24 protein-coding genes are annotated in these 23,886 nt (G+C 71.0%); 12 read left to right on the top strand and 12 right to left on the bottom strand.

Features of this window, described 5'->3' with window-relative positions:
• Positions 1-130: 130 nt before the first annotated feature.
• Complete coding sequence (locus SK224_RS12020; protein ID WP_320434916.1) at positions 131-910, bottom strand: alpha/beta hydrolase; 780 nt, start codon at positions 908-910, stop codon at positions 131-133.
• Positions 911-970: 60 nt separating this feature from the next.
• Here SK224_RS12020 and SK224_RS12015 point away from each other — a divergent pair, with 60 nt between their 5' ends.
• Both SK224_RS12015 and SK224_RS12010 read left to right on the top strand, forming a co-directional pair.
• Positions 971-2,263 (top strand): condensation domain-containing protein, encoded by a 1,293-nt coding sequence (locus SK224_RS12015; protein ID WP_320434915.1) that lies wholly within the window; start codon positions 971-973, stop codon positions 2,261-2,263.
• Positions 2,264-2,318: 55 nt separating this feature from the next.
• Positions 2,319-3,776 (top strand): peptide MFS transporter, encoded by a 1,458-nt coding sequence (locus SK224_RS12010; protein WP_320434914.1) that lies wholly within the window; start codon positions 2,319-2,321, stop codon positions 3,774-3,776.
• Between the two features lie 2 nt (positions 3,777-3,778).
• Here the strand turns inward: SK224_RS12010 and SK224_RS12005 are convergent, their stop codons facing one another.
• The 4 genes from SK224_RS12005 to SK224_RS11990 are packed head-to-tail and all read right to left on the bottom strand — an operon-like array spanning position 3,779 to position 7,164.
• Complete coding sequence (locus tag SK224_RS12005) at positions 3,779-4,549, bottom strand: IclR family transcriptional regulator C-terminal domain-containing protein (RefSeq protein ID WP_320434913.1); 771 nt, start codon at positions 4,547-4,549, stop codon at positions 3,779-3,781.
• A 22-nt stretch (positions 4,550-4,571) separates the two neighbouring features.
• A complete protein-coding gene (locus SK224_RS12000; RefSeq protein ID WP_320434912.1) occupies positions 4,572-5,747 on the bottom strand; it encodes a thiolase family protein in 1,176 nt (391 codons plus the stop codon).
• Positions 5,744-6,424, bottom strand: a complete 681-nt coding sequence (locus tag SK224_RS11995; protein WP_320434911.1) for a 3-oxoacid CoA-transferase subunit B — start codon at positions 6,422-6,424, stop codon at positions 5,744-5,746. The genes SK224_RS12000 and SK224_RS11995 overlap by 4 nt, the downstream gene beginning before the upstream one ends.
• A complete protein-coding gene (locus SK224_RS11990) occupies positions 6,421-7,164 on the bottom strand; it encodes a 3-oxoacid CoA-transferase subunit A (RefSeq protein WP_320434910.1) in 744 nt (247 codons plus the stop codon). The genes SK224_RS11995 and SK224_RS11990 overlap by 4 nt, the downstream gene beginning before the upstream one ends.
• 297 nt (positions 7,165-7,461) lie before the next feature.
• Here SK224_RS11990 and SK224_RS11985 point away from each other — a divergent pair, with 297 nt between their 5' ends.
• The 4 genes from SK224_RS11985 to SK224_RS11970 all read left to right on the top strand — a co-directional run bounded on the left by SK224_RS11985 (position 7,462) and on the right by SK224_RS11970 (position 10,304).
• Positions 7,462-8,295: an alpha/beta hydrolase gene (locus SK224_RS11985; RefSeq protein ID WP_320434909.1), complete on the top strand. Its 834-nt coding sequence runs from the start codon at positions 7,462-7,464 to the stop codon at positions 8,293-8,295.
• Entirely contained in the window at positions 8,288-8,857 is a 570-nt protein-coding gene (locus SK224_RS11980; RefSeq protein ID WP_320434908.1) for a TetR-like C-terminal domain-containing protein, read from the top strand. The genes SK224_RS11985 and SK224_RS11980 overlap by 8 nt, the downstream gene beginning before the upstream one ends.
• Positions 8,854-9,258: a DUF4260 family protein gene (locus tag SK224_RS11975; RefSeq protein ID WP_320434907.1), complete on the top strand. Its 405-nt coding sequence runs from the start codon at positions 8,854-8,856 to the stop codon at positions 9,256-9,258. Before SK224_RS11980 ends, SK224_RS11975 begins: the two co-directional genes overlap by 4 nt.
• 113 nt (positions 9,259-9,371) lie before the next feature.
• Positions 9,372-10,304, top strand: a complete 933-nt coding sequence (locus SK224_RS11970) for an alpha/beta hydrolase (protein WP_320434906.1) — start codon at positions 9,372-9,374, stop codon at positions 10,302-10,304.
• Positions 10,305-10,362: 58 nt separating this feature from the next.
• Here SK224_RS11970 and SK224_RS11965 read toward each other — a convergent pair whose 3' ends face one another.
• Together SK224_RS11965 and SK224_RS11960 are read right to left on the bottom strand one after the other, a co-directional pair.
• The gene (locus SK224_RS11965) at positions 10,363-12,261 is read right to left on the bottom strand and encodes an alpha/beta hydrolase family protein (RefSeq protein ID WP_320434905.1); all 1,899 of its coding nucleotides are present in this window, start codon (positions 12,259-12,261) and stop codon (positions 10,363-10,365) included.
• Positions 12,262-12,574: 313 nt separating this feature from the next.
• Complete coding sequence (locus tag SK224_RS11960; RefSeq protein WP_320434904.1) at positions 12,575-12,883, bottom strand: helix-turn-helix transcriptional regulator; 309 nt, start codon at positions 12,881-12,883, stop codon at positions 12,575-12,577.
• A 78-nt stretch (positions 12,884-12,961) separates the two neighbouring features.
• Between SK224_RS11960 and SK224_RS11955 the strand changes: the two genes are divergently transcribed.
• The 6 genes from SK224_RS11955 to SK224_RS11930 are packed head-to-tail and all read left to right on the top strand — an operon-like array spanning position 12,962 to position 19,831.
• The gene (locus SK224_RS11955) at positions 12,962-14,422 is read left to right on the top strand and encodes a proton-conducting transporter membrane subunit (RefSeq protein ID WP_320434903.1); all 1,461 of its coding nucleotides are present in this window, start codon (positions 12,962-12,964) and stop codon (positions 14,420-14,422) included.
• Positions 14,422-16,986 carry a DUF2309 domain-containing protein gene (locus SK224_RS11950; RefSeq protein ID WP_320434902.1) on the top strand — a complete coding sequence of 855 codons (2,565 nt, stop codon included), beginning with the start codon at positions 14,422-14,424 and terminating at the stop codon, positions 16,984-16,986. The genes SK224_RS11955 and SK224_RS11950 overlap by 1 nt, the downstream gene beginning before the upstream one ends.
• The gene (locus tag SK224_RS11945) at positions 16,983-17,306 is read left to right on the top strand and encodes a DUF190 domain-containing protein (protein ID WP_320434901.1); all 324 of its coding nucleotides are present in this window, start codon (positions 16,983-16,985) and stop codon (positions 17,304-17,306) included. The genes SK224_RS11950 and SK224_RS11945 overlap by 4 nt, the downstream gene beginning before the upstream one ends.
• The gene (locus tag SK224_RS11940; RefSeq protein ID WP_320434900.1) at positions 17,306-18,136 is read left to right on the top strand and encodes a DUF6671 family protein; all 831 of its coding nucleotides are present in this window, start codon (positions 17,306-17,308) and stop codon (positions 18,134-18,136) included. Before SK224_RS11945 ends, SK224_RS11940 begins: the two co-directional genes overlap by 1 nt.
• Before the next feature lie 38 nt (positions 18,137-18,174).
• The gene (locus tag SK224_RS11935; protein ID WP_320434899.1) at positions 18,175-18,831 is read left to right on the top strand and encodes a CatA-like O-acetyltransferase; all 657 of its coding nucleotides are present in this window, start codon (positions 18,175-18,177) and stop codon (positions 18,829-18,831) included.
• 31 nt (positions 18,832-18,862) lie between these two features.
• A complete protein-coding gene (locus tag SK224_RS11930) occupies positions 18,863-19,831 on the top strand; it encodes a helix-turn-helix domain-containing protein (RefSeq protein WP_320434898.1) in 969 nt (322 codons plus the stop codon).
• Here SK224_RS11930 and pcaC read toward each other — a convergent pair whose 3' ends face one another.
• Genes pcaC through pcaH form a run of 5 tightly spaced genes read right to left on the bottom strand, consistent with a single transcriptional unit; the run spans position 19,832 to position 23,809 of the window.
• On the bottom strand, positions 19,832-20,230 hold the full coding sequence (pcaC, locus tag SK224_RS11925) for a 4-carboxymuconolactone decarboxylase (protein ID WP_320434897.1): 399 nt from the start codon (positions 20,228-20,230) through the stop codon (positions 19,832-19,834).
• Entirely contained in the window at positions 20,227-21,006 is a 780-nt protein-coding gene (locus SK224_RS11920; protein ID WP_320434896.1) for an alpha/beta fold hydrolase, read from the bottom strand. The genes pcaC and SK224_RS11920 overlap by 4 nt, the downstream gene beginning before the upstream one ends.
• Positions 21,003-22,442, bottom strand: a complete 1,440-nt coding sequence (locus SK224_RS11915; RefSeq protein ID WP_320434895.1) for a lyase family protein — start codon at positions 22,440-22,442, stop codon at positions 21,003-21,005. The genes SK224_RS11920 and SK224_RS11915 overlap by 4 nt, the downstream gene beginning before the upstream one ends.
• Entirely contained in the window at positions 22,432-22,989 is a 558-nt protein-coding gene (gene pcaG / locus SK224_RS11910; RefSeq protein ID WP_320434894.1) for a protocatechuate 3,4-dioxygenase subunit alpha, read from the bottom strand. Before pcaG ends, SK224_RS11915 begins: the two co-directional genes overlap by 11 nt.
• A 1-nt stretch (position 22,990) precedes the next feature.
• Positions 22,991-23,809 (bottom strand): protocatechuate 3,4-dioxygenase subunit beta, encoded by an 819-nt coding sequence (gene pcaH, locus SK224_RS11905; protein ID WP_320434893.1) that lies wholly within the window; start codon positions 23,807-23,809, stop codon positions 22,991-22,993.
• Positions 23,810-23,886: the final 77 nt, after the last annotated feature.

The following is a 23,886-nucleotide window of genomic DNA, read 5'->3' as shown; positions in this document are numbered from 1 at the left end:
CTCACTGTAGAACGCGCCCGCATCCGACCCCGCCGAGCCACCCGGCCGCGAGACTGCATTTCGAGCACGAGATCACGGGTGAACACCGTGATCTCGTGCGGAAGATGCAGTCTCGCGGGAAAGAGGAGGGTCAGGCGCGGGTGGTGACGTGCTCGGCGAACAGGCCGGGCCAGGCCATCACGCCGTAGGGGCTGCGAGCCACGATCAGGCGACTGTCGTCGATGAGCTCACGCAGTGTGCGCGCTGTCTTGAGCGGATGCGTGCGGTCGCCGGTCCAGGCGAGGATGAGGGTCGGCACCTCGATGCGGGCGATGCGCTTCTTGGGCGGAAGGTCGGTTGCCGCGGCTCCCCGCAGCACGATGGGCAACAGCTCGGCCGGCACGGTGGGGCGGGTCTCGGGCGCATCCGCGAGGGCCGGAGGGGCCGGGGCGGTGTCGCCGATCTCGAGCAGGGCGGCGAGACCCCCGCGTTCGACCAGATCCGCGTTCGCCCGGTACACGTCGCCCTGCGCACGACGTCGCTTGTAGGCCGTCGGCGGCGTGACGAGGGTGAGCGTCGAGAAGCGGCGCCGGTCTGCGGCCGCCGCGTGCAGCAGGGTGCCCGTCCCCATCGACGGACCGACGCCGTGCACCTTCTCGCCGGGCGCGACCGCGTCGAGCAGCATGAGCAGGTCTTCGGCGAGCGCGTCCCAGCCGTAGTCCGACTCGCGATCGGTGCCGCTCGACCGTCCGTGCCCGCGCGCGTCGTAGCGCAGGATGCGGTGACCGCGTAGCGCCCGACCGAGATCCAGACCCAGCTGCGCGTCGCGACTGCGGCTCGAGGTGAGGCCGTGGAGCTGCACGACGAGGGGCCCGTCGTCGCCGGTGATGTCGTAGTCGAGACTCGCTCCCCGCACACGTAGCGCCGGCATCCGCGTCTCCGTTCCCGCCCGTCCACTGCCCGCAATCTGCGCCCCTTAGACTACGGCGCCATGCGCCTCACGAATGTCGCCCGCCTTCGGCTCCCCGCCGGGCGGCTGCACAGCTATGACGTCGTGATCGAAGCGACGGACGAGGAGCTGCCGGTCTCGTTCGATCAGGGCCGTCACGTCGGCGAGGGCGACCGTCCGGGATCGTGGATGGCGATCTCCTTCCGCCTGGCGGGTGCCGAGCGCGAGACCGTGGGTCGAGCATGGGATGCGGTCGTCGCCCGCCACGGGACTCTCCGCACCGTCTTCCGCGCGGGCGAGCGCGTGCGGCTGTTCGCGGGCGAGCAGATGCCCGGCGTGTGGCGCACGCATCCCACCGGCGAAGGTATGACCACGGCGCTGCGGGAGGCGTTCGATGCCGGCTGCCGCCCGCACACGCCGGGCTCCTTCCTCCTGTGCCTCGTGGAGCCGGATGCGGGCGAGCCGGTCGTCGTCATCGGCAGCGACCACGCCCACGTCGACATGTGGTCACTGCTGGTTCTGGGCCGTGACCTGGATCGGGCTCTGCGCCGCGTGCAAGCGGGCGAGGAGGCCGACCTGGAGCCGGCGCATCCGTTCGCCGAGCACACCGCTCTGCTGGAGGCGATGGGAGAGTCGCCCGCCGGCGTCCGGGACGAGTGGGAGCGGCTGCTGGCCGCGGGCGGGCAGGCCATGCCGCGTTTCCCGCTTCCGCTGGGCGACATGAGCCGCGCCCATGACGAGGTCGTCGAGGTGCGCGACGTGCTCGATCCCGCGCAGGTCGTCCAGCTGAGCCGGATCGCGGACGAACGCGGCGTGCGCCCGACCGCGGTCGCGCTCGCGGCGGTCACACGCGCCACCCGCCGCGTCGCCGACGCACCCCTGCGCGCCGTGTTCCCCGTGCACAGCCGCAACGATCCGCGGTGGACGGATGCGGTGGGCTGGTTCATCACGAACTCGGTGATCGAGTGCGAGGACGGCGACCCGGGCGCGTGCGCCGCGGATCTCCGCCGCGCACTGCAGCTCGGCTCGCATCCGCTGGCTCCGGTGTTCGCCCCGCGCGGCGGGATGCCCCGCACGCCAGGCATGTTCGCGCTGTCGTGGTTGGACACGCGACGCCTGCCCGTCGCTGTCGATGACCCGCAGGCATCGTGGATCTCCGCGGTTATCCGAACGAACGGGGTGATGATCTGGTTCGTCATCAACGACATCGGCCTGCATCTGCGCTGTCGCTACCCCGACACCCCCGACGCGCGCGCCTCGCTGAAGCTCTGGCTGGATGCGGTGGAGAGCGAGCTCAGAGCGGCAGCGACCGCATCCGTCCCGATCGCGGGCTGAGCACCCGACGGCGACCTCCCACGGCGGGCGGCGCCGCCCGGCTACGGTGGCGGTTATGACTGCGCCCGAGAGCACCACGCGCGACACCCGCTTCTTCGGACAACCCTGGGCGCTGGCCCACGTGTTCGGCGTGGAGATGTGGGAGCGCTTCAGCTTCTACGGCATGCAGGGGATCCTGCTGATCTACCTCTACTACTCCGCCACCGACGGAGGGCTGGGCCTGGACAAGCCCGTCGCGACGAGCATCGTCGGCGCCTACGGCGGCGCCGTGTACCTCTCGACCATCCTCGGCGCCTGGATCGCCGACCGCCTGCTCGGCTCCGAGCGCGTGCTGTTCTTCAGCGCGATCGTGATCATGGCAGGGCACATCGCGCTCGCCATGCTGCCCGGCTTCGTCGGCGTGGGCATCGGCCTCGCCCTCGTGGCGCTCGGCTCCGGTGGACTGAAAGCCAACGCCACGTCCGTCGTCGGCACGCTGTACACCGACGACGACCCCCGGCGCGACGGCGGTTTCTCGCTGTTCTACCTGGGCATCAACCTCGGCGCGTTCTTCGGGGCGCTGCTGACCGGGCTGCTGCAGTCGCTCGCCGGGTTCCACTGGGGCTTCGGCCTCGCGGCGGTCGGCATGGCCATCGGTCTCGTGCAGTACTCCTTCGGGCGTCGCCAGTTGCCCGCCGAGGCGCGCACCGTACCGAACCCCCTGCCGCGCGAGCGGCACGCACTGTGGATCGGGATCGCCGTGGCCGGTGTGGTCGTGATTGCGGCGAGCGTGCTGCTGGGCATCGTGCGCGCCGACAATCTGGCCCTCGTCGTCATCGTCGTGACGATCGTGGCCGCGATCGCCTACTTCGCCGTCATCCTGAGCTCGCGGCGCATCGACGCGACCGAACGATCACGGGTCTACGCGTTCATCCCGCTGTTCGTCGTGAGCGTCGGTTTCTGGTCGCTCTACCAACAGCAGTTCACGGTGCTGACGATCTACTCCGACGAGCGCCTCAACCGCGATCTGTTCGGCTGGGAGATGCCCGTCTCGTGGGTGCAGTCGATCAACCCGGTGTTCATCATCCTGCTCTCGGGCGCCTTCGCCGCGCTCTGGACGAAGCTCGGGCGGCGGCAGCCGTCGACGCCCGTCAAGTTCGCGATCGGCGCGATCGTGATGGGTGTCGCGTTCTGGCTGTTCCTGATCTGGGCGAACGGCGGCTCGAATGCCACACCGCTGCTGGGAGTCATCGGCATCCTGTTCGTGTTCACCGTCGCCGAGCTGTTCATCTCGCCCATCGGGCTGTCGGTGTCGACGAAGCTCGGGCCGACAATCTTCCACACGCAGATGGTCGCGCTGTTCTTCCTCTCGGTCGCACTCGGCACCGCGATCGCCGGTCAGGTCGGCGAGTACTACGACTCCGAGAACGAAGTCGGCTACTTCTCGATCCTCGGGTTCATCGCCGTCGCCCTCGGCGTGGCGCTGCTGCTCGCGGTGAAGCCGGTGCGGCGACTCATGAAGGGTGTGCGCTGAGCTCAGACGCGGCGCAGCTCGTCGCTCGCCCGATCGGCGGTGGCCGAGAGCACCGGCAGGTAGTGCTGCACGAGGTGCTCGACGCTGTCGCGGGTCGCCGACGACGAGACGTTGATCGCGGCTGCGATCTGACCGCGGCGATCGCGCACACCGACGGCGATCGAGCGGAGCCCCGCCTCGAGCTCGCCGTCCACGACGGCCCACCCCCGGTCTGCGACCCGGTCGAGTTCGGCGCCGAGGCGCGCCGCATCCGTCAGGGTCCGATCGGTGAGCGGATGCAGGTGCTCCAGCGCCTCGGCGCGCGCGGATGCGGGCAACGCCGCCAGCAGGACACGCCCCATGCTCGTGGCGTACGCCGGGAACCGCGTGCCGATCGTGATGCGCACGCTCATGATGCGCCGGGCGGGCACCCGAGCGATGTAGACGATATCGGTGCCGTCGAGCACGGCCGCCGACACGCTCTCCCCCACCTCGCGCGAGAGCAGTTCGAGGTGCGGCTGGAGGACGTCAGGCAGCGACAGCGACGACAGGTAGCTGAAGCCGAGCTCGAGCACCCGCGGCGTGAGGGCGAACAGGCGGCCGTCACTGCGCACGTAGCCGAGGCTCACGAGGGTGTGCAGGAAGCGGCGGGCGGCCGCGCGCGTGACCTCGGCGCGGCGCGCGACATCGCTCAGGGTGAGTTCTGCGTGGTCGGCGTCGAACGCGCGGATGACGGCGAGCCCACGCGCGAGCGACTGCACGAACTCGCCGGATGCGTCGCCCTGCTCACTCATCCGCTCACCCTATCCGCGCCGGTCACCTCTCGAGCACGACCGCGAGCCCCTGTCCGACACCGATGCAGATGGCGGCGACCGCGACGCCCCCGCCGCGTCGGGCGAGCTCGTGCGCCGCGTGGCCGATGATGCGACCGCCCGACGCGCCGAGCGGGTGACCGATGGCCAGCGCGCCGCCGTGGATGTTCACCCGCTCCGGATCCAGGTCGGGCCACCCGGCGACGCAGGCGAGGCTCTGCGAGGCGAACGCCTCGTTCAGCTCGACGAGGTCGACATCGTCCCACGTGAAGCCGGCGCGGGCGAGCGCCTTGTTCGCGGCCTCGATGGGCGCGATCGGGAACACATCGGGGTCGACGCCGTGGGCGGCACGGGAAGCGATGCGCGCCAGCGGCTCGCCCGGCAGCGCTCCCTCGGCCGCGACGATCACCGCGGAGGCGCCGTCGTTGATGGGCGACGAGTTACCCGCGGTGACCGAGCCGTCGCCGTCCGACGCGAACAGCGCGCGCAGGCCCGCGAGCTTCTCGACCGAGGTGTCGGGCCGGATGCTCTCATCGCGGACGAGCTCGGCGCCGGGGACCTGCACGATCTCGCCGTCGTACACGCCCGCGGCCCACGCCTCGGCGGCCAGACGGTGCGAGCGTGCGGCGAACGCATCCTGCGCATCGCGCGAGATGCCCCACTCACGCGCGATCTTCTCCGCCGACTCGCCGTTGCTGATCGTCCAGGGCTTCGGCAGCGCGGGGTTGGTCATACGCCAGCCGATCGCCGTGTTCCACAGCGTCTGGTTGCCCACGGCGGGCCACGGCTTGGCCGACTTCTCGACGACGAAGGGTGCGCGACTCATCGACTCGACACCGCCCGCCAGGACGATGTCGGCGTCGCCGGACTCGATCGCACGGGACGCCTGGATGACGGCCTCCACCGATGAGGCGCAGAGGCGGTTGACGGTCGCGCCCGTCACGGTCGTCGGGAATCCCGCCAGCAGCGCGCCGAAGCGGGCGACGTTGCGGTTGTCCTCGCCCGCCTGGTTCGCGTCGCCGAAGATCACGTCGTCGATCCGCGCCGGATCCACGCCCGTGCGTTCGACGGCCGCGCGCATGACGAGCGCGGCGAGGTCGTCGGGCCGGATGCCGGAGAGCGCGCCCCCGGCCCGACCGAACGGCGTGCGGACGGCGTCGTAGACGAAGCTCGCGGTCATTTCTCCTCCTCGGATGCGGATGCGGCCGCCGCATCCGTCGCATCGATGAGCGCGAGCCCGGTGAGCTCGCGCAGCTGCTCGACCGTGTTGTCGCCGAACGCTTCGGTGACGGCGAAACCCGCATCCGTGATCTCGAAGACCGCATGGTCCGTGTAGACGCGCGAGACGCAGCCCACGCCGGTGAGCGGGTACGTGCAGGCCGCGACGAGCTTCGGCTCGCCGGCACGGGTGAGCAGGTCGGTCATGACGTAGACCGATTTGGCCCCGATCGCGAGATCCATCGCGCCGCCGACGGCGGGGATCGCACCGGGCTCCCCCGTCGACCAGTTCGCCAGGTCGCCGTTCTGCGCGACCTGGAACGCCCCGAGCACGCACACGTCGAGGTGCCCGCCGCGCATCATGGCGAAGGAGTCGGCGTGGTGGAAGTACGCGGCACCCGCGACGGCTGTGACCGCCTGCTTGCCGGCATTGATGAGGTCGGGGTCGACGCGGTCGGGCGCCGGTGCCGGCCCCATCCCCAGCAGACCGTTCTCGGTGTGCAGCACGATCTCGCGGTCGGCGGGCAGGTGGTCGGCGACGAGCGTCGGCGCGCCGATGCCGAGGTTCACGACCGCGCCGTCGGGGATGTCGGCGGCGATACGGCGGGCGAGGTCCGCGCGGGGGATGCGGGTGGTCATCGCTGCTCCTGGTTCTCGAGGGGGCGGCCCTCCAGGTCGGTGCCGCCGACGAACACGCCGTCCTTCAACCAGCGCCGCTCGCCGACCGCGACCACACGGTCGACGTAGAGACCGGGGGTCACGACGTCCTCAGGGTCGATCGAACCCAGCGGCACGATCTCGTCGACCTGGACGATGGTGGTCGTCGCGGCGGCCGCCATGATGGGCCCGAAGTTGCGGGCGGTCTCGCGGTAGACGAGGTTGCCCCACCGGTCGGCCGCGCGCGCCGAGACCAGCGCGTAGTCCGCGCGGATGGGGTGCTCGAGCACGTAGGTGCGCCCGTCGATCTCGCGGTGCTCCTTGCCTTCGGCGAGCGCGGTGCCGACGCCGGTCGGTGAGAAGAACGCGCCGATTCCTGCGCCGGCGGCACGGATGCGTTCGGCGAGGTTGCCCTGCGGGACGAGCTCGAGCTCGATGCGGCCGGAGCGGTAGAGGTCGTCGAACACCCAGGAGTCGGACTGCCGGGGGAAGGAGCACACGATGCGGCGCACGCGTCCGGCCGCGAGCAGGGCAGCGAGGCCTGTGTCGCCGTTGCCTGCGTTGTTGTTCACGATCGTGAGGTCGCTCGCGCCGTGCGCGATGAGGGCGTCGATGAGCTCCACGGGCTGACCGGCACGGCCGAACCCGCCGATCATGACGGTGGAGCCGTCCTCGACCCCGGCGACCGCCGACGCGACGTCGGCGACAGTCTTGTCGATCACGCATCCTCCTTCGGAAGTGTTCGCTTTGCGAACGCGAGTGCGTCTAGCGAACATGGTATCCCGCTCCCCCACTCGCCGTCACCCCCTCGCCCATACTCAAGGGACCCGAAGTGCGGTCCCGGCGCCGGAAACACCACATCTCGCGCCCCTTGAACACGACACCCTCCTGTTCGAGGGACGCAGAGTGCGGCCATTCGGGCGAGAACTCCGCAGGTGGAGTCCCTTGAACATGTGAGTCGATCCGGAGATCAAGGTTAGCTATTGTGCATAGCTGGATGGCTATGTAATGTGTGATGCATGAACCCCTCATCCTCCTCCGCCACCTCGACGCAGCGCCTCCGTGTCGAGGGCGGCGAGATCGGTTTCGACGTCGCGGGCGAGGGCCCGCTTCTGCTGCTCGTGCCCGGAATGGGCGAGTTGCGCTCCTCGTACCGGCACCTCGTGCCCCTCCTCGTCGCGGCGGGCTACCGCGTCGCCACCGCCGACCTCCGCGGACACGGCGACAGCTCGGCGGGCTTCGACGTCTACGGCGACGTGCCCACCGCATCCGACATCGCGGCCCTCATCCGGCACCTCGGCGACCCCGCGGTGATCGTCGGCAACTCGATGGCGGCAGGCGCCGCGGTGATCGTCGCCGCCGAGCACCCCGAGCTCGTCTCGGGGCTGGTGCTGGTCGGCCCCTTCGTGCGCACCCCGCCGAGCCAGAGCGCGATCGCGGCCCTGATGTTCCGGATGCTGATGGCCCGCCCCTGGGCCGTCGCCGCCTGGAACGCGTACCTTCCCACCCTGTACTCGGGCGCGAAGCCCGACGATTTCGAGGCCTACCGCGCCGCGATGATCCAGGCGATGCGGCGCCCTGGCTACGCGCGGGCGTTCCGCCTCACCACGCGCACCGACCACGGCGACGCCGAGCGGAGCCTCGCACGCGTCACCGCGCCCACGCTGGTGGTGATGGGAAGCGCCGACCCCGACTTCGCCGACCCCGCTGTCGAGGCCACGTGGGTCGCGGAGACCCTGCGCGGCACGAGCGTCATGATCGAGGATGCGGGCCACTACCCGCAGTCCCAGCAGCCCGAGCGCACGGCCGACGCCATCCTCGCCTTCCTGCGGGAAGGGGTCGACCGTGCCTAGGGCAGGGCTCACACCCGCGATCGTCATCGAACGCGCCGCCGCCCTGCTCGACGCTCCGCATGCGGGGCCGCTGAGCTTCGCCGCGCTCGCCGACGACCTCGGCGTACGTGCGCCGTCGCTCTACAAGCACATCGACGGGCTCGCCGGGCTGGAGCGGGGCATCATGCTGCGCGCCAAGACCGAGCTCGGGCACACCCTCGCCCGCGCGACGGTCGGTCGCTCCCGCGGCGACGCCATCCGCGCGATGGGGCATGCCTACCGCGACTGGGCGCTCGCCCATCCGGGCCAGTACCCGCTGACGATCACTGCGCCGGCCACGGGCGACGAGGAGGACGAGCGGGCCTCCGCATCCGTTCTCGAGGTGGTCGCGGGTGTGCTCGTCGGGTACGGCCTCGAGGGCGACGATGCGATCGACGCGATCCGATTCCTGCGGGCGAGCCTGCACGGCTTCCTCTCCCTCGAAACCTCTCGCGCGTTCGAGCTTCCCGTCGACATCGAGCGCAGCTTCGCGCGGGCGATCGACTCCGTCGCCGGCTCCCTCGAGACCTGGGGCCGGGGATGAGCACCGCCGCGCATCACGGGGCGAAGATTCCCTCGACACCGGTACCTCTGCTCCACCGAATCGAGGGCGCGGCCATCGCCGTCGCCACGGTCGTCGTGTTCGTGACGGCGGGGTTCGCGTGGTGGTGGCTGGCCGTGCTCTTCCTGCTGTTCGATCTGTCGATGCTGGGCTACGCGTTCGGCATCCGCATCGGCGCGCTCGTCTACAACCTCGCCCACAGCTACACGGCGCCCCTGGCACTGCTGGGTCTGTACACCGCACTGGCCGCCGTCGGCATCGCAACGCCCGCCCTCGCCCTCGTCGCCGCCTGCTGGCTGTTCCACGTCGGCGCAGACCGCGCCCTCGGCTTCGGCCCCCGACCGAGCGCATGGGCGGATGCGGCGTCCGCCACGTCCCGGTGACATTTGTCACCCCGGCCGGTGGCGCGGCGACACTGCCGCGGCGGCCGCCCGACTGATGTCCTGAAGGGGCGATGTCACCCGCGTCGCGCAGGAGACACGCAACTCAGGACACCATGAACAAACGCACCAAGATCACCCTCATCGTCGCCGCAGCCCTCGTCCTCACCCCGGCAGTCGCCGTCGGCGCGATGGCGACCGTGAACGCCGTCGCCACGAACTCCGAAGCCTCGGAGATCACCCCCTACGGACAGCGCGTGAGCGTCGACGGGCGCGAGATGAACGTCGTCGTCAGCGGCGATCGCGAGCAGACGATCGTGCTGCTTCCCGGACTCGGGACCGCAGCCCCCGGTCTCGATTTCGCCCCGCTCATCGATCAGCTCGACGACGACTACCGCGTGATCGCCGTCGAGCCGTTCGGCACGGGGCTCAGCGACGGGGCCGACGCCCCCCGCACCTCCGAGAACATCTCCCGCGAGGTGCACGGCGCCTTGCAACAGCTCGGGGTCGACCGGTACGTGCTCATGGGGCACTCGATCGCCGGCATCTACGCGCTCACCTACACCTCGCTCTTTCCCGACGAGGTGACCGCGTTCGTGGGCATCGACAGCAGCGTGCCCGACCAGCCGGGGTCCGACGAGCCGATCCCCACCGACGCGATGGTGCTGCTGAACGACCTCGGCATCACCCGGGCACTGCAGGCGATCTCGCCGGACCCCTACGAGGGACTTCCCTACGACGAGCAGACGAAGCAGCAGATGCGCATGCTCGCCACTCGCAACACGACGGCATCGACCATGGTCGATGAGATGCAGCACGCGAGCCGGAACTTCGCGGATGCGAGTGGCACAAGCTTCCCCGCATCCCTCCCGGTGCTGCTGTTCGTTCGAGAGAACGACACGGATGTGGCGGACTGGGTGTCGCTGCATGAACGCCAGGCGTCGTCGGTGGGCCGCGGCGAGCTCGTCGTCATGACCGGCGACCACTACCTGCACCACACGTTGTCGGCGCAGATCGCGGCCGAGACGACGCGGTTCCTCGACGGCTGACGCACCGCGGGCGGTGGGGAATCGCACTCCCCCACCGCCCGCGTCGACGCCGTCCGGGTCAGGCGTCGATCTCGCTCTTGTCGGCGGCGCGCCGGCGCAGACGCACGGCGACGACGACGAGAACGAGGGCCAGCAGCAGCGGGAGAACGACGCGCACCGTCATGGCCAGACCGCCCCACTCCTGCACGTCGCCCTGGACGGCCGTGCCGCCCACAACGTTCCACGTGACCAGCAGTGCCGAGACGAAGGCGCCCACGTAGATGGTTCCGGTCTTGTGGAAGAAGTACGTCGAGAGGGCGCCGACGACCGCAAGCACGACGATGAACGGATATCCGATGATCGTGAGGAGCGACTCGCCCGGAAGCGCGAGCTCGCCGCTGACGAACAGCGGAACGTAGTTGATGATCTCCAGCACGACGAAGCCGGCGGGCAGCACGATCGCGGAGGCGATCATCTCCGAGCGCATCGACGAGGGGCGCCCTGTCCACCGCAGCGTCCGGTGGAGCGTGAAGGTGAGCATCAGGAAGAACGCCGTGAACGGCAGCAGGTACAGCGCGAACAGCGCGAAGCGCGTCGCCGTCAGCGGCTGCAGCTGCAGGACGTAGAAGCGGAAGTCGCTCTTGAAAAGCCAGTCGGAGATCACCACGAGCAGGTACGCCGCACCGACGCTGAGCAGCGAGAGCACCGCGGCCCGGCCGATCAGAGCGCCGCGACGAAGCGCCGGGACACCCTCCACCTCGGGCGCGCGCACGGCTGCGAGCGGGTTACGACGGCGCTGGACCCCCGCGGTGACCGCGTAGATCGCGAGGCCGATGAGCCCGTTCAGCAGCGCCCAGACGACGATGCCGGTGGAGTAGGACTGTCCGAACACGGGACCGGCCGGGATCCAGGCGGCGCCCCAGGTGTTGAACCAGAAGAAGGTGAACGCCGGGATGCCGGTCGTGAGGATCGCCGAGACGATCCACGGCCAGCCCCACCGGCTTCCCGCGGCCGCCGGCACGGGGCGACGGATGGCGGAGAAGAACCCGGTCGCCAACAGGAGTCCGCCCGTCGCGAAGATCACGAGCACGCCGCCGATCATCGCGACGAGGGTGCCGAGCTCCTTGATCCACCAGGTCTGGCCGGCCGCGTCGTGGCCGCCCTCGAGGGTCTTGTCGAACCACGCGACGATCTCCTGCGTCACGGCGGGATCGTGCGTCACGCCCGGGTGGTTGTTGGCCGGGCGCAGGAGTTCGCGCGCGGTGCCGTCGTCGATGGAACCGTATAGCTGATTGGGGACGACGGGCTCGTCGGTGCCGAACATCGTCATGAGCTTCGGGCTGGAGGTCAGATCCCGCGTGTTGGGCGAGGCCCACATGGATCCGGAGAATTCCTCCCACTCGGCGAAGACGACGAGGGTGTTGCGCGGGAAGTCGGGCGTGCCCTCGGGGCCGAAGAACCCAGTGGCCGAGTCCAGGAGGACCATGGATGCGTATCCCTCGGGGAAGGCGGCCGCCGCGTTCATGATGGTCGAGCCACCGAGCGAGTGCCCCTCGAGGCCGATGTTGTCGGGGTCGACGATGTCCAGACCCCGAAGGTAGGCGAGGCCCGCGGGTCCATTGAACCCGTTGCCGAAGGCGGGCGCGTCCGAACGACCGTGCCCGGCCTGGTCGAGCGCGAGCACGACGTAGCCGCGACGGCTCAGCTCGACCGCATTCGCCGTCTGCATCTCGCGCGAGTTCACGTAGCCGTGCACCGCGAGCACCGCGGGCGCGGGCGTTTCGGGGGTGGCCGTGGCGGGCACGTACAGCAGCCCGGAGACGCTCGTGCCCGCGGTGCCGGTGAACGTGACGTCACGCACCTGGACGGAACCCGCCGACGTCTGCACGAGGGCGGCCGTGGCGCCGCCGGCCAGCACGAGAGCGACGGCGATCGCGAAGAGCGACCACAGCCTCACGAGGGATCGGGGAGAGGACATCGAAACCAACTTCCTTGTTGTGTGCGAGGAGGACGGGCGGGCTCATTCGGGTCCGGCCTGCCTCGGAGTGTAGGGATGCGGCGACACCGAGAACGGGCCGCGATGTCGTTCTGCACCGATGTGCATGCGCGCACATCATTCTGGCTCACATTTGCTTCATTTGCTGCACATCGGTTCTTCCCAGGCAACTTGGGAGTCATGGAGGCAACCAAACGATGACCCTGCGACGCGCACGCCGGACCGGTCTCGGAGCCGAGCGTGACTGCGCCGACGCCGGCCGCCGGGCCGACGGCGGAGCGTCAACTCACGGGAGTCAACTCGAAGGCGTCAGACCGCCGAGGGCGCGCAGGAGCTCGCCGATCCGGTGGTCGCTCTCGACCGGATGGCGCAACGGCAGGTTCTCGACGCACTCGTAGCGATTGCGTCGCCCTTCCTTGATGCGGCGCAGATAGCCGTCATCGACGAGGTCGGTGAGGATGCCGTGCGCCGTGCGCTCGGTGATACCGACCGCATCCGCGATCTCCCGCACTCGGGCGCCGGGATCGCGGGAGACGTAGATCAGCACATGGGCGTGATTCGTGAGGAACGTCCACTGGCCCATCGGCTCAGCATAGCGGGGCACAGCAACAGGTTATGAAATACCTGCTTTCCTACTCCTGCACTTTGACACCTGCATTTCATTACCGGTATTGTCCTGCACATGTCCCCGCTCGCTTCGCTCACGACCGCCGCACTGGTCGCCGCCGCCGCGGTCGCCTTCCTTCCGGCCTCGCCCCGCCGCACACCCGGCTCGCTCACCCCCTGGGCGGTGGCCCTGGCCGCCGTCGCCGCCGCCATCGTGACGATCGACGCCATCGTCGGGCGTCGCGATGGCGCCGGCGCAGCGCTCATGCTGCTCGTCACCACGCTGACGGCCGTGGTGCAGCTCTACGCGGCACGCAACCTGCGCGGCGACCCCCGCGCCCGCGCGTTCTTCGCCCTCTCGGCGCTGGCGGCCGCGGGCACGGTCGCCAGCATCGCGGCTCAGGACGCGCTCCTGATGGCGGCCGGCTGGACGCTCGCGACCTTCAGCACGATCGCTCTGATCCGCACCGGCGGCGCGCACCCGCAGGCGCGCCTCGCGGCACGACGCACGGCATGGGCGCTGCTCGTCGGCGACGGCGCGCTGTGGGCGGCGGTCGGCCTGACCATCGCGATGACCGGTTCGACAGCTTTCTCCGCCCTCGGCGAGCTGACCGGCGCTGCCGCGGCGGCCGTGAGCATTCTCGTCGCGGCAGCGGCGATCGCCCGAGCCGGCTCGTTCCCCTTCCACGGCTGGCTGCCGGCGACCGCCGCGACGAGCACCCCGGTCTCAGCGCTCCTGCACGCCGGGTTCGTGAACGGCGGCGCGCTGCTGCTCCTGCGGTTCGCACCCGTGGCGTCCTCCGCGGGGCCCTGGGTACTCGGCGTCGCCGGCGGTGCGACGATGCTCGTCGCCACCGTGGCGATGCTCACCCGCCCCGACGTCAAAGGACGACTCGTGCAGTCCACGGCCGCGCAGATGGGCTTCATGCTCGTGGCCTGCGCGATGGGCGCCTTCGGCGTCGCCGTGTTCCACGTGATGGGTCACGCACTGTTCAAGGCGAGTTTGTTCCTCGGCGCCGGATCCGCCCTCGAGCGCGAGCTCGCCCAGCGCACGGTGGCACCCCCGCAGCGTTCCCGGAGCGGTGCCGTCGCCGGTGCCGTGGTCGTGCTCGCGGCTGCTGCGGGGACCGCTGTGGCGACCGGCGCTCTCGACCATCCCGCATCCGTCCTGCTGCTCTTCGTGGTCGCGACCGCGGTCGTCGCGGGAGCGGCCGTCGGCGCCGGCGCGGCCGCCGCAGGGGTGCGCGCGGCCTGGATCGCCGCCGTCGCCCTCGCGGCGGTCGGTTATGTCGCGATCGTGTTCCCCGCCGCCGAGACACTCGCCCCCGAGGCGACGGGCGACACCCTGCCGATCGCCTTCGCGGCGGTGCTCTTCGCCAGCGCCTGCATCCTCGGGGTCATCGCCCGCGGAACGGGTCCCGTCGCCGACCGCGTGTTCGCCTTCGCGTTCTCGTGGGGACGACCGCCCCTGCCCACGCGCCGCACCGCTGCATCCACGTCCGCACCCTTCGGCCCCCTCGAGTACGGGAGACTCTGATGACCACCACCGCACCACCGCAACGGCACGCCACGATCCGGGGTTGGGTCTCAGCCTCCGGACGGGCGATCGCCCCGAACTTCCCCCTCGAGACGTTCATCGCCCGCAACCCCCTGGCGAGCTACGAGGACCTCGATCACGAAGAGGCGATGCGGCGGATCGCCGAGGAGCACGGCGTGCTGCTGACATTCTCCGAGCAGCGCTTCCGGGACCTGTACGCACAGGGTCGGATCTCTCACGACGACCTCGTCGCCGCACTCCGGTTCACGGTGCCGGAGGCGCGCTCCACGGACCCCGTGGCCGTGGGCGACCTGCTCACGATCGTGGGCGAGATCCTGGTGCGGGACCTGCTCGCCTCCCCACCGGCACCGGATGCGGGTGCAACGCTCACGACTCCCGCCGGCGTGCTCTCGCCGCGAGTGCAGGCACGGGTCGACGACCTCACCGCCCGGTGGCTCGCCGCGGTGCTCGGATCCCCCTCCTGGTCGGCTCCGGTGCGCGGCGAGGGCATGTGGAACTCGTGGCGGCGCCTGGCGACGCTCGACCCGACGCTTCCCCGCCGTGTGCGCAGCGGCATCCGCCGCACACCCGCGGAGCCGGCGGGGGCGATCGACGCGGCGCTGACACGCTGGAGCCTGGAGGGTGAGCGGGCGCAGGAGTTCATCCGCGCACATGTTCTCGCCCAGCCCGGCTGGTCGGCCCTCGTACGCCAGACCGCCGCGACCTCGGGATCGGTCGATCTGACCTCCCTCGTCGCGATCCGCGCCACGCTGGAGCGTCTCCTGCTGCCCGCAGACGCAGAGCTTCCGGCATCCGCGCCCGCTGCATCACCGGACGATCCACGCATCGACGCGGTCGCTGCCGCGCTCTCCGCCGACGCGTCCCACCCGCGCGTACGCACGACCCTCGGCCGCATCCTGTCGCTCGCGGACGAATTCACCCGACTCGCGGTCTGGCAGGAGGCCTACGAGCGGGGCGCCGTGCGACAGCTCACCCCGCCCGCAGCTCCGGTGCTGCGCGACCTCGCGCCGACCCGGCGGCCGCTCGCGCAGGCGGTCTTCTGCATCGACACGCGCTCGGAGAGCTTCCGCCGGCATCTGGAGGCAGCGGGAGAGGTGGAGACCCTCGGCTTCGCAGGGTTCTTCGCGGTGCCGATCGCCTTCCGCCCCGCCGACGGATCCCCCGAGGTCGCGTCGTGCCCCGTCCTGCTGACGCCGCGCGTGGCGATCACCGAATCGTCCATCGAACGGGGCGAGATCGACCGGTGGCGCCGGCAGCGCATCGCGGCCGGCGAGCGGGGACACGCGGCCCACGTGCTGAAGGACTCCCCCGTCGCCCCGTACGCGTTCGCCGAGGCGTCGGGGTGGTTGCTCGGTGCCGCGATGCTGGCGCGCACGATCGCGCCGACCGCATGGCACAAGGTGCGTCATGCGATCGAGCGCGCGAAGCCCGCCACGCACGTCGACGCGGATGTGGTCTTCAGCCTCGACGAGCGCGTGCTGTATGCCGAGACGGCACTGCGGATGATGGGCCTCGTCGACGGCTTCGCGCCGATCGTGCTGCTGACGGGCCACGGCGCGTCCGTCTCGAACAACCCCTTCGCGTCGAGCCTGCAGTGCGGCGCGTGCGGCGGACACGAGGGGGAGCCGAACGCCCGCGCGGCCGCGATGATCTTCAACGATCCGGCGACGCGAGCAGGACTCGCTGCGCGCGGCATCCGCATCCCCGACGACACGCTGTTCGTCGCTGCCCAGATGGACACCGTCACCGACGAGGTGACGCTCTTGGAGCCGTGGCGCGTCCCGGCGACGCACGAGAAGGCTCTGCTCGAGCTCGCCGCACACCTCGAGACCGCACGGGCGGCGAACACCGTCGACCGCTCCGCCGCGCTCCCTGGCGCCCTGCGCGACCCCGACGACACCGCGGCACGCAACGACACCACCCGCCGGGCGGCGGACTGGGCCGAGGCCTATCCGGAGTGGGGCCTCGTCGGCAACGCCGCTTTCATCGTCGGACCGCGCTCGATCACCGCCGGCATGGACCTCGGTCGTCGCGCGTTCCTGCACAGCTACGACGCGCAGGCCGATCCCGACGGGGCGGGTCTGGAGACGATCCTGACCGCGCCGATGATCGTGGCCCAGTGGATCAACGCCCAGTACGGCGTCTCGACCACCGCTCCCGACCGTTTCGGAGCGGGACCGAAGCCGTTGCACAACGTGGTCGGGACCGTCGGGGTGCTCTCCGGCTACGGCGGCGACCTGCGGATCGGTCTGCCCTGGCAGTCGGTCGGGGTGGGACTCGACCCTCGGCATGAGCCCGTGCGCCTGCAGGTCTTCGTGCAGGCGCCGCTGGCGCGGGTGAACAAGATCGTGCAGTCGTCCGACGTGGTGCGCACCCTCGTGATGAACCGCTGGATCACACTCCGCGCACGGGAGCACGACACCGCCCGCTGGGTGCGGTTCGGGACGTACGGGTGGGAGAGCGAGCCCGAACCGCCGCTGGAAGACCGTCTCGGCGCGCCCGCCGAGCACGAGGAAGACCGCAAGAAGGAGAACCGTTCATGACCCTTTCCACTCTGACTCCGATGACCAAGATCGAGGTGGTCGTCGCGAGCGACGACGTCACCGAGGTCGTCGAGCTCATGCAGGCACTGGGCGCCCGCGGGTACACCGCGATCACCGGCGTCGCAGGACTCGGCCACCACGGCATGCGCGGCGGGCGCCTGCTCTTCAATGACCACGACGCGCTCACCCTGCTCGTCACGGTCGTCGCCGAGGAGCGCGCCGACGCCATCATCGCGGGCATCCGACCGCTGCTCGATCGCACCTCGGGCGTGATGTTCGTCTCCCCGACGGCGGTCAGCCGCCCCGACTACTTCGCGTGATGGCAGCGGCCCGGTTCGCGAACTCGCCCTACGCCGGGACGACGGTCGCGATCGGCACGCTGCACGGGAAGGAGTCGGCGTTCGCCCCCGCCTTCCGCCGCTGGCTGGATGCGGAGGTGCGCCCCACCGTCGACCTCGACACCGACGCCCTCGGCACGTTCACCGGAGATGTGCCCAGGGCGCTCCGTCCCACCGATGCGGCGGCGGCCAAGGCGATCGCGGCGGCGGCCGAGCTCGGGACCCCGCTCGGACTCGCCACCGAGGCGTCGTACGCCATGGCGTTCGGGGGCTTCGGGCCGGTCGCACACGAGGAGCTCGCGATGTTCGTCGACCTCGACCGCGGCATCCGCGTGCCGCATCCGATCCGCTCGTACGCGCGCGTCGCACCCGCGCAGGTCGTCGCAGACGCCGACGAGGCGCGGCGGTATCTCGCGCGCGTCCGCTTCCCGCACCAGGGCGTCGTCGTGCGCGCGGAGGGGCGGATCCACAAAGGGCTGCAGCGCGAGGAGGATGTCCTCGCGCTGCTGCGCCACGGACCGATGGGGCTCGAACCCGACCTCCGGGCGCACATGAACCCTGAGCGCCGACGCACGCTCCGGCGCCTGGGATGGGTGATGGCGGCGCGCCTGCGGACACCATGCCCCGCCTGCGAGACCCCGGGATTCGGTCCCGTCGACGTCGTGCGCGGGCTCCGCTGCGCTGCCTGCGGGGCACGCACCTCACGGGTGCGAGCGGATGTGGACAGCTGCGCCGCGTGCCCCGAGCGCCGTGAACGCCCGCGGGCCGTGACGAGCGCCGACCCCGCGTCGTGCGAGGTCTGCAACCCGTGAGGATGGAGACGGGGTCCACGAGCTGAGACGATCGATGCATGGACGCGCCGCAACCGATCGATCTCGAGACGTGGCCGCGCCGCCAGCACTTCGAGCACTACCTCCGCACCGTGCCGTGCACGTACGCGATCACCGTCGAGGTCGACGCGACGGAGTTCGCGGCCGCCGTGAGACGGACGGGGCGGCGCACCTACATCTCGCAGATCTGGGCGCTCGCCCTCCTCGTGAACCGTCACGACGAGTTCCGGACAACGCGGGACGATGCCGGCGCACCGGCCGTATGGGGGCGGACGCATCCCTCCTTCACGATCTTCAACGCCGAACGCGAGACCTTCGCGAGCGTCTGGACGCCCTTCGATGCGGACTATGCCGCCTTCCATGACGCCGCCGCACGGGTCATCGCCGAGCACGCCGGAACCACGGAGTTCTTCCCGCAGGGGGCGCCGCCGCCCAACAGCTTCGATGTCTCGAGCCTGCCCTGGACCTCCTTCACCGGGTTCACCCTGAACATCGACGGCGGCTCGCAGCACCTGGCCCCGATCTTCACGCTCGGCCGGTACGTCGAGCGTGAGGGGCGCCTGCTCCTCCCCCTCGCTGTCCAGATCCACCATGCCGTCGCCGACGGATTCCACACGGCGCGGCTCGTCAACGAGTTCCGCGAGCTCCTCGCCCACCCCGACTGGGTGACCGACTGAAAGCCGACGCGACCGGCAGAATGGGCACATCATGGTGCCACACGAGGAGTCGAAGGACCCGCAGGGGTCCGACCTCGTCTACGGGTGGCTGAATCCCGCATCCGCCGAGAAGGACGCGCGGGACAACGACGACGTCATCATCGTGTCGGGGATGACGGGCGAGCCGCCCTCGGTGCGGGCGAGCTTCGCGCTCGGCGCGTTGGAGGTCGCCCTCGTCGCCGGCGGGGCCGTCGAGGTCTCGCCGTGGGAGACGTCACGCCAATGGCAGGGCGTGGTGGTGGGGTACCTCGTCTCGGGATCGATGAGCGTCTCGCAGGACGAGCGCACGGTCGAGCTCGGGCCCGGCGACGTCGTGCTCTACACCGGCGCCCACGGTTACCGCCTCAGCTCCCCGGGTGCGCACGAGTACCTGCTCGTGCGCATTCCGACCTCCGTCCTGGCGCTGCGCCACGGCGAGCTCACGACGCTGCTCGCGGCCGACCTCACCCCGCTGGGCTCGACACCTCTGCTCCGCGCGGTGATGTCGGCGCTGGCGTCACCGGATTCGCAGCCTTCCGACGCTGCCGCCGGTCATGTCGCCGATGCGCTCGTCGCCGCTGTGCACGCGGTGCTCGCCGACGGCCGCGAACCCGGCACCGCGACCGTGCTCTCGCTGTTCCACTCGCTCGTGCTGTGGGTCGAGGAGCACCTGCAGGATGCGGAGCTCGACGCCGGTCGGATCGCCCACGCGCACGAGCTGTCGCCCCGCGCGGTGCGGCGGGTGTTCGCCGCCAACGGCGTGACGGTGTCGAGTCTCGTGCGCGAGCGCCGGCTGGAGCGCATCCGCGACGAACTCGTCGACCCGGCCCACGCCCGCGAGAGCATCGGCACGATCGCCGCGCGGTGGGGCTTCCCCGATCCCGCCACCCTCTCGAGCGCCTTCACGCGTCGCTACGGCGCGTCGCCGCGTCGATACCGTGCCGACCTGCAGCGGCAGGGACAGCCCGGCGCCGCAGACTGATCACTCCTCGGCGAAGACGTCCTTGACGATGCGGAACGCGGTGTTCGCCGCCGGCACGCCGCAGTAGATCGCCGACTGAAGCACGACCTCGACGATCTCGTCCCGCGTCAGCCCGTTGCGTTGCGCGGCGCGCACGTGCATCGCGAACTCGTCGTGGTGGCCGAGAGCGATGAGCGCCGTCAACACCGCGATCGAGCGGTCGCGACGGGCCAGACCCGGGCGCGACCAGATGTCGCCCCAGGCGTAGCGCGTGATGAGGTCCTGGAAGTCGGCCGTCTCGGGCACCGTGCCCGCGACGGCGCGATCGACGTGGGCGTCGCCGAGCACCTCGCGGCGCACCCGCATCCCGTCGTCGTATCGCTGCTCGTCGCTGCGGCCCCCACCGCTCGGCCGGCTCATCGCGCGACCTCGCGGAAGAACTCGCCCAGCACGGATGCGGTCTGCTCCGGCTGTTCGGCGGGTGGCAGGTGCGCGGCGGACTCGATCACAGCCACCCGTCCGTCGCGCACGCCTTCGGCGATCTCGACGCTCTTCGCCTCGGGCGCCACCTGGTCCTCGCGTCCGAAGACCGCGAGGACGGGAGCCGCGATCTCACCCAGCCGCGGGCGCACGTCGTAGGCGGCGAGCGCCTCGCAGCACCTGGCGTACCCCTCGTCGTCGGCATCCTGCAGCGCGTGCAGCAGCCGCCCGCTCAGCTCAGGGCGACGCTCGATCGAGGCCGGGGCGAACCAGCGCTGCGCCGAGCCGATGATCACCGATGACGTGGACTGCGCGCGTACCTGGGCCGCCCGTTCGTCCCAGCTCGCCGCATCGCCGAGCTGAGCGCCGGAAGCGACGATCGCCGCGCCGCGCACGAGACCCGGGTGACGCAGCAGCAGTTCCAGTCCGGTCGCGCCGCCGAGCGACACACCCGCGTAGAGGATGCGGTCGCCGCCGATCGACCGGACGGCATCGGCGACGGCATCGGCGATCTCGGCGACGGTGAACGGCGCGGTCGGAGCAGGCGCAGCTCCGTGGCCGGGAAGATCCCAGCTCACCACCCGGTAGTCGTCCACGAGGAGAGGAACGACGTCCTCCCACAGGATCGTCGACGTGCCGAGCGACGGGCCGAGCACGACCAGCGGCGCGTCGGCAGGGCCGGTCGGCTCGGTCAGGGCGATCGCGGGTTGCGTCATGCAGGTTCCTCCGTCGGCGCTTCGATGCTCTCGCGCGCGGCATCCGCCGGCGCGTCGGCGACAGCCCGGTCGACGAGCGCGCCCGCGAGTCCCGTGTAGGCGGCGGGATCCAGCAGGGCGTCGACGTCGTCGGCGGGATGCGGCGCACCGGGCACCCGGTCCAGCGCCGCCTCGAGCGCCTCGCGCACGAGCGCGCGGAGGTCGCCGCCCGCGGTCGCAGCACCGACGATGCGGCGCACCTCGTCGGATCCGATGACGGGCGAGAGCACGAGGGACAGCCGTTCCGACACCAGCAGTCCGTCGGTCACGGCGAGCACGCGGGCGACGGCGTCTTCGTCGACCTGCAGTCCGGTCACGAGCGCGCGCGTCGTCTCGGCGGCACCGAGCGCGAGACGCAGCAACTCCCGCAGCGTCGGCCACTCCGCGTGCCATGCACCGTCGGGGCGTTCATCCGCGGCGAGCGCGGCCGCGAGGTGCAGCGTGGCCCCCAGCTGCGGTGCACGAAGCGCCGCCGAGCGCACGAGCACGGCGGCGGTGGGGTTGCGCTTCTGGGGCATTGCACTCGACCCGCCGCCGACGCCCTCCGCGAGCTCGCCGATCTCGGTGCGCGAGCCGGTCGCGACGTCCGTGGCGAGCTTGCCCAGCGCGTCGATCGCCTGCACGAGCGCATCGCCGAGCTCGGTGACGGGCCAGCGCGAGACATGCCACGGCGCGTCGGGGGCGGCGAGCGAGAGCTCTGCGGCATACGCGGACGGGAGGGCGGACGCCGCATCCGTGCCGCCGATCTCGACGAAGGAGGCGAGGGTGCCGCCCGCGCCTGCCAGCTGCGCGGGAAGCTGCCCGACGGCGTCGCCGAGTCGGACACGCGCGCGGGTGACGCCGCGCAACCACCCCGCGGCGCGGGCACCGACGGTGGTCGGCACGGCATGCTGTGTCAGCGTGCGAGCGGCGGCGACCGTGTCGCGGTGGACGACGGCGAACCCGGAGAGCTGCGCCTCGACCTGCCGCAGCACACCCAGCAGGCGCAGCCCCGCACGCCGGGAGACCAGCATGAGTGCCGAGTCGAGGATGTCCTGGCTCGTGGCGCCGCGGTGCAGCCAGGGACGCACCTGGATCGACGCGCGATCGTCGAGCCGGGCGATGAGCGGGATGACGGGATTCCCGCCCGCGACGGCCGCGCTCGCCAGCCGCGCGGTGTCGAGCCAATCGGCGTCGACGAATGTGCCGCCCCCGGACCATCCGAACTCCTCGGATGCGGCCGCGGCGACCGCATCCGGAGCGACACCGACGGCCGCCCACGCGCGCACGAGCGCGACTTCGGCGGTCACGAGGGCAGCAGCCACGGCGTCATCGGCCACGAGGGCGTCCTGCGACACCGTCACCGGGGAGAGCAGCCCCACATCCGTGAAGGGCGCCCCGGGTTCGTCAGAAGGCAAGGAAAACGGTCTCCTTCTCGCCCTGCAGGTGGATGTCGTGGGTGAGATCACCCTCAGGCGTGCGCGTCGCGATGAGCGTAGCGCGCTCGTGGGGCTCGAGCGAGGCGAGCAGCGGGTCTGCCGCGAGCAGCTCCTCGTCGTCCGGCAGGTAGATGCGGGTGTGCAGCTTGTTCGGCAGCCCGCGAGCGAAGACGACGGCCGCGAAGAACGGCGCCTTGCCGTCGATCGGACCGGGGTTGCGCGTCCAGAAGTCGTACGCGCCCTCATCCGTCGTGAAGCTGCGGCCGAAGCCGGTGAAGGTGTGGTCGTCGCGGCGTCGTGCACCGCGCGCGCGGGAGATGGTGCCGTCGGTGTCTGCTCCCCAGATCTCGATCACGGCGTCGGGGATCGGAGCCCCGCCGCCGTCGTAGATCGTGCCCGACAGCACGATCGCGCCGCTGGAGTGCGGGAAGACGACCTCGTGCATCTTGGGGTATTCGAGACCGAAAGCGAAGAAGGGTCCGACCGTCTGGCCGGAGGTGGCGGGAAGGCGCGTGGTTTCGGACATCTCAGTGCTCTCCCTCGGGCTCGAACCAGGTGGCATCCGGACCGTCGACCACGATGTCCCAGCGGTAGCCCATCGAGAACTCGGGCACGGTGAGGTCGTGGTCGTAGGCGGCGATGAGGCGATCACGATCGCGCTGGTCGCGGATGGTGTTGTAGATCGGGTCGAGCGCGAACAGCGGGTCGCCGGGGAAGTACATCTGCGTGATCAGGCGCTGCGTGAAGCCGCCGCCGAAGAGCGAGAAGTGGATGTGGGCGGGGCGCCAGGCGTTGATGTGGTTCTTCCACGGGTACGGACCGGGCTTGATCGTCGTGAACGTGAAGCCGCCGTCGTCGCCCGTGATGGTGCGACCGGCGCCGGTGAAGTTCGGATCCAGCGGAGCCGGATGCTGATCACGCTGGTGGATGTAGCGGCCGGCCGCGTTGGCCTGCCAGATCTCGACGAGCTGGTTGGCCAGAGGGCGGCCCCAGCTGTCGAGCAGGCGGCCCGTCACGGTGATGCGCTCGCCCTGCGGCTCACCGCGGTGCTGGAGCGTCAGATCGGACTCGATCTGCGCGACGTCTCGCTGACCGTAGGCGGGCGAGAACAGCTCGATGGTCTCGGGGTCGACCAGCCGCGGGTTCTTGGTGGGGTGGCGCAGCAGGCTCGAGCGGTACGGCGCGAAGTCGTAGAGCGTGGTGGGCACGTCCTCGCCGGCGGCCACGCGGCGCGCGGCATCCGCGTGCGCCTCGGCGATCTCCTGGTTGATCTTCGACTGCGTGGGCATGTCGGCCGAGGCCAACAGCGACTCGGGAGCCGCAGCCTGGGGCGGAGGGGTGGACATGGAACCGTCTCCTTCGACGTCACACGGGTGGGGTGTCCAGGGTTGCACCGGCGAGCCGCATCCGACCGCCGTGATTC

The organism is Microbacterium sp. BG28, from assembly GCF_034044005.1.
In the GTDB taxonomy this organism is placed as follows: Bacteria; Actinomycetota; Actinomycetes; order Actinomycetales; family Microbacteriaceae; genus Microbacterium.
The sequence above is the reverse complement of the archived record's forward strand: the minus strand, read 5'-3'. Positions and strand labels throughout refer to the sequence as shown.

Bases quoted from the DNA above. Each gene is read 5' to 3' on its own strand.
- SK224_RS12020 (WP_320434916.1), bottom strand. From the start codon at position 910: ATGCCGGCGCTACGTGTGCGGGGAGCGAGTCTCGACTACGACATCACC.
- SK224_RS12015 (WP_320434915.1), top strand. From the start codon at position 971: ATGCGCCTCACGAATGTCGCCCGCCTTCGGCTCCCCGCCGGGCGGCTG.
- SK224_RS12010 (WP_320434914.1), top strand. From the start codon at position 2,319: ATGACTGCGCCCGAGAGCACCACGCGCGACACCCGCTTCTTCGGACAA.
- SK224_RS12005 (WP_320434913.1), bottom strand. From the start codon at position 4,549: ATGAGTGAGCAGGGCGACGCATCCGGCGAGTTCGTGCAGTCGCTCGCG.
- SK224_RS12000 (WP_320434912.1), bottom strand. From the start codon at position 5,747: ATGACCGCGAGCTTCGTCTACGACGCCGTCCGCACGCCGTTCGGTCGG.
- SK224_RS11995 (WP_320434911.1), bottom strand. From the start codon at position 6,424: ATGACCACCCGCATCCCCCGCGCGGACCTCGCCCGCCGTATCGCCGCC.
- SK224_RS11985 (WP_320434909.1), top strand. From the start codon at position 7,462: ATGAACCCCTCATCCTCCTCCGCCACCTCGACGCAGCGCCTCCGTGTC.
- SK224_RS11975 (WP_320434907.1), top strand. From the start codon at position 8,854: ATGAGCACCGCCGCGCATCACGGGGCGAAGATTCCCTCGACACCGGTA.
- SK224_RS11970 (WP_320434906.1), top strand. From the start codon at position 9,372: ATGAACAAACGCACCAAGATCACCCTCATCGTCGCCGCAGCCCTCGTC.
- SK224_RS11965 (WP_320434905.1), bottom strand. From the start codon at position 12,261: ATGTCCTCTCCCCGATCCCTCGTGAGGCTGTGGTCGCTCTTCGCGATC.
- SK224_RS11955 (WP_320434903.1), top strand. From the start codon at position 12,962: ATGTCCCCGCTCGCTTCGCTCACGACCGCCGCACTGGTCGCCGCCGCC.
- SK224_RS11950 (WP_320434902.1), top strand. From the start codon at position 14,422: ATGACCACCACCGCACCACCGCAACGGCACGCCACGATCCGGGGTTGG.
- SK224_RS11945 (WP_320434901.1), top strand. From the start codon at position 16,983: ATGACCCTTTCCACTCTGACTCCGATGACCAAGATCGAGGTGGTCGTC.
- SK224_RS11940 (WP_320434900.1), top strand. From the start codon at position 17,306: ATGGCAGCGGCCCGGTTCGCGAACTCGCCCTACGCCGGGACGACGGTC.
- SK224_RS11935 (WP_320434899.1), top strand. From the start codon at position 18,175: ATGGACGCGCCGCAACCGATCGATCTCGAGACGTGGCCGCGCCGCCAG.
- SK224_RS11930 (WP_320434898.1), top strand. From the start codon at position 18,863: ATGGTGCCACACGAGGAGTCGAAGGACCCGCAGGGGTCCGACCTCGTC.
- pcaC (WP_320434897.1), bottom strand. From the start codon at position 20,230: ATGAGCCGGCCGAGCGGTGGGGGCCGCAGCGACGAGCAGCGATACGAC.
- SK224_RS11920 (WP_320434896.1), bottom strand. From the start codon at position 21,006: ATGACGCAACCCGCGATCGCCCTGACCGAGCCGACCGGCCCTGCCGAC.
- pcaG (WP_320434894.1), bottom strand. From the start codon at position 22,989: ATGTCCGAAACCACGCGCCTTCCCGCCACCTCCGGCCAGACGGTCGGA.
- pcaH (WP_320434893.1), bottom strand. From the start codon at position 23,809: ATGTCCACCCCTCCGCCCCAGGCTGCGGCTCCCGAGTCGCTGTTGGCC.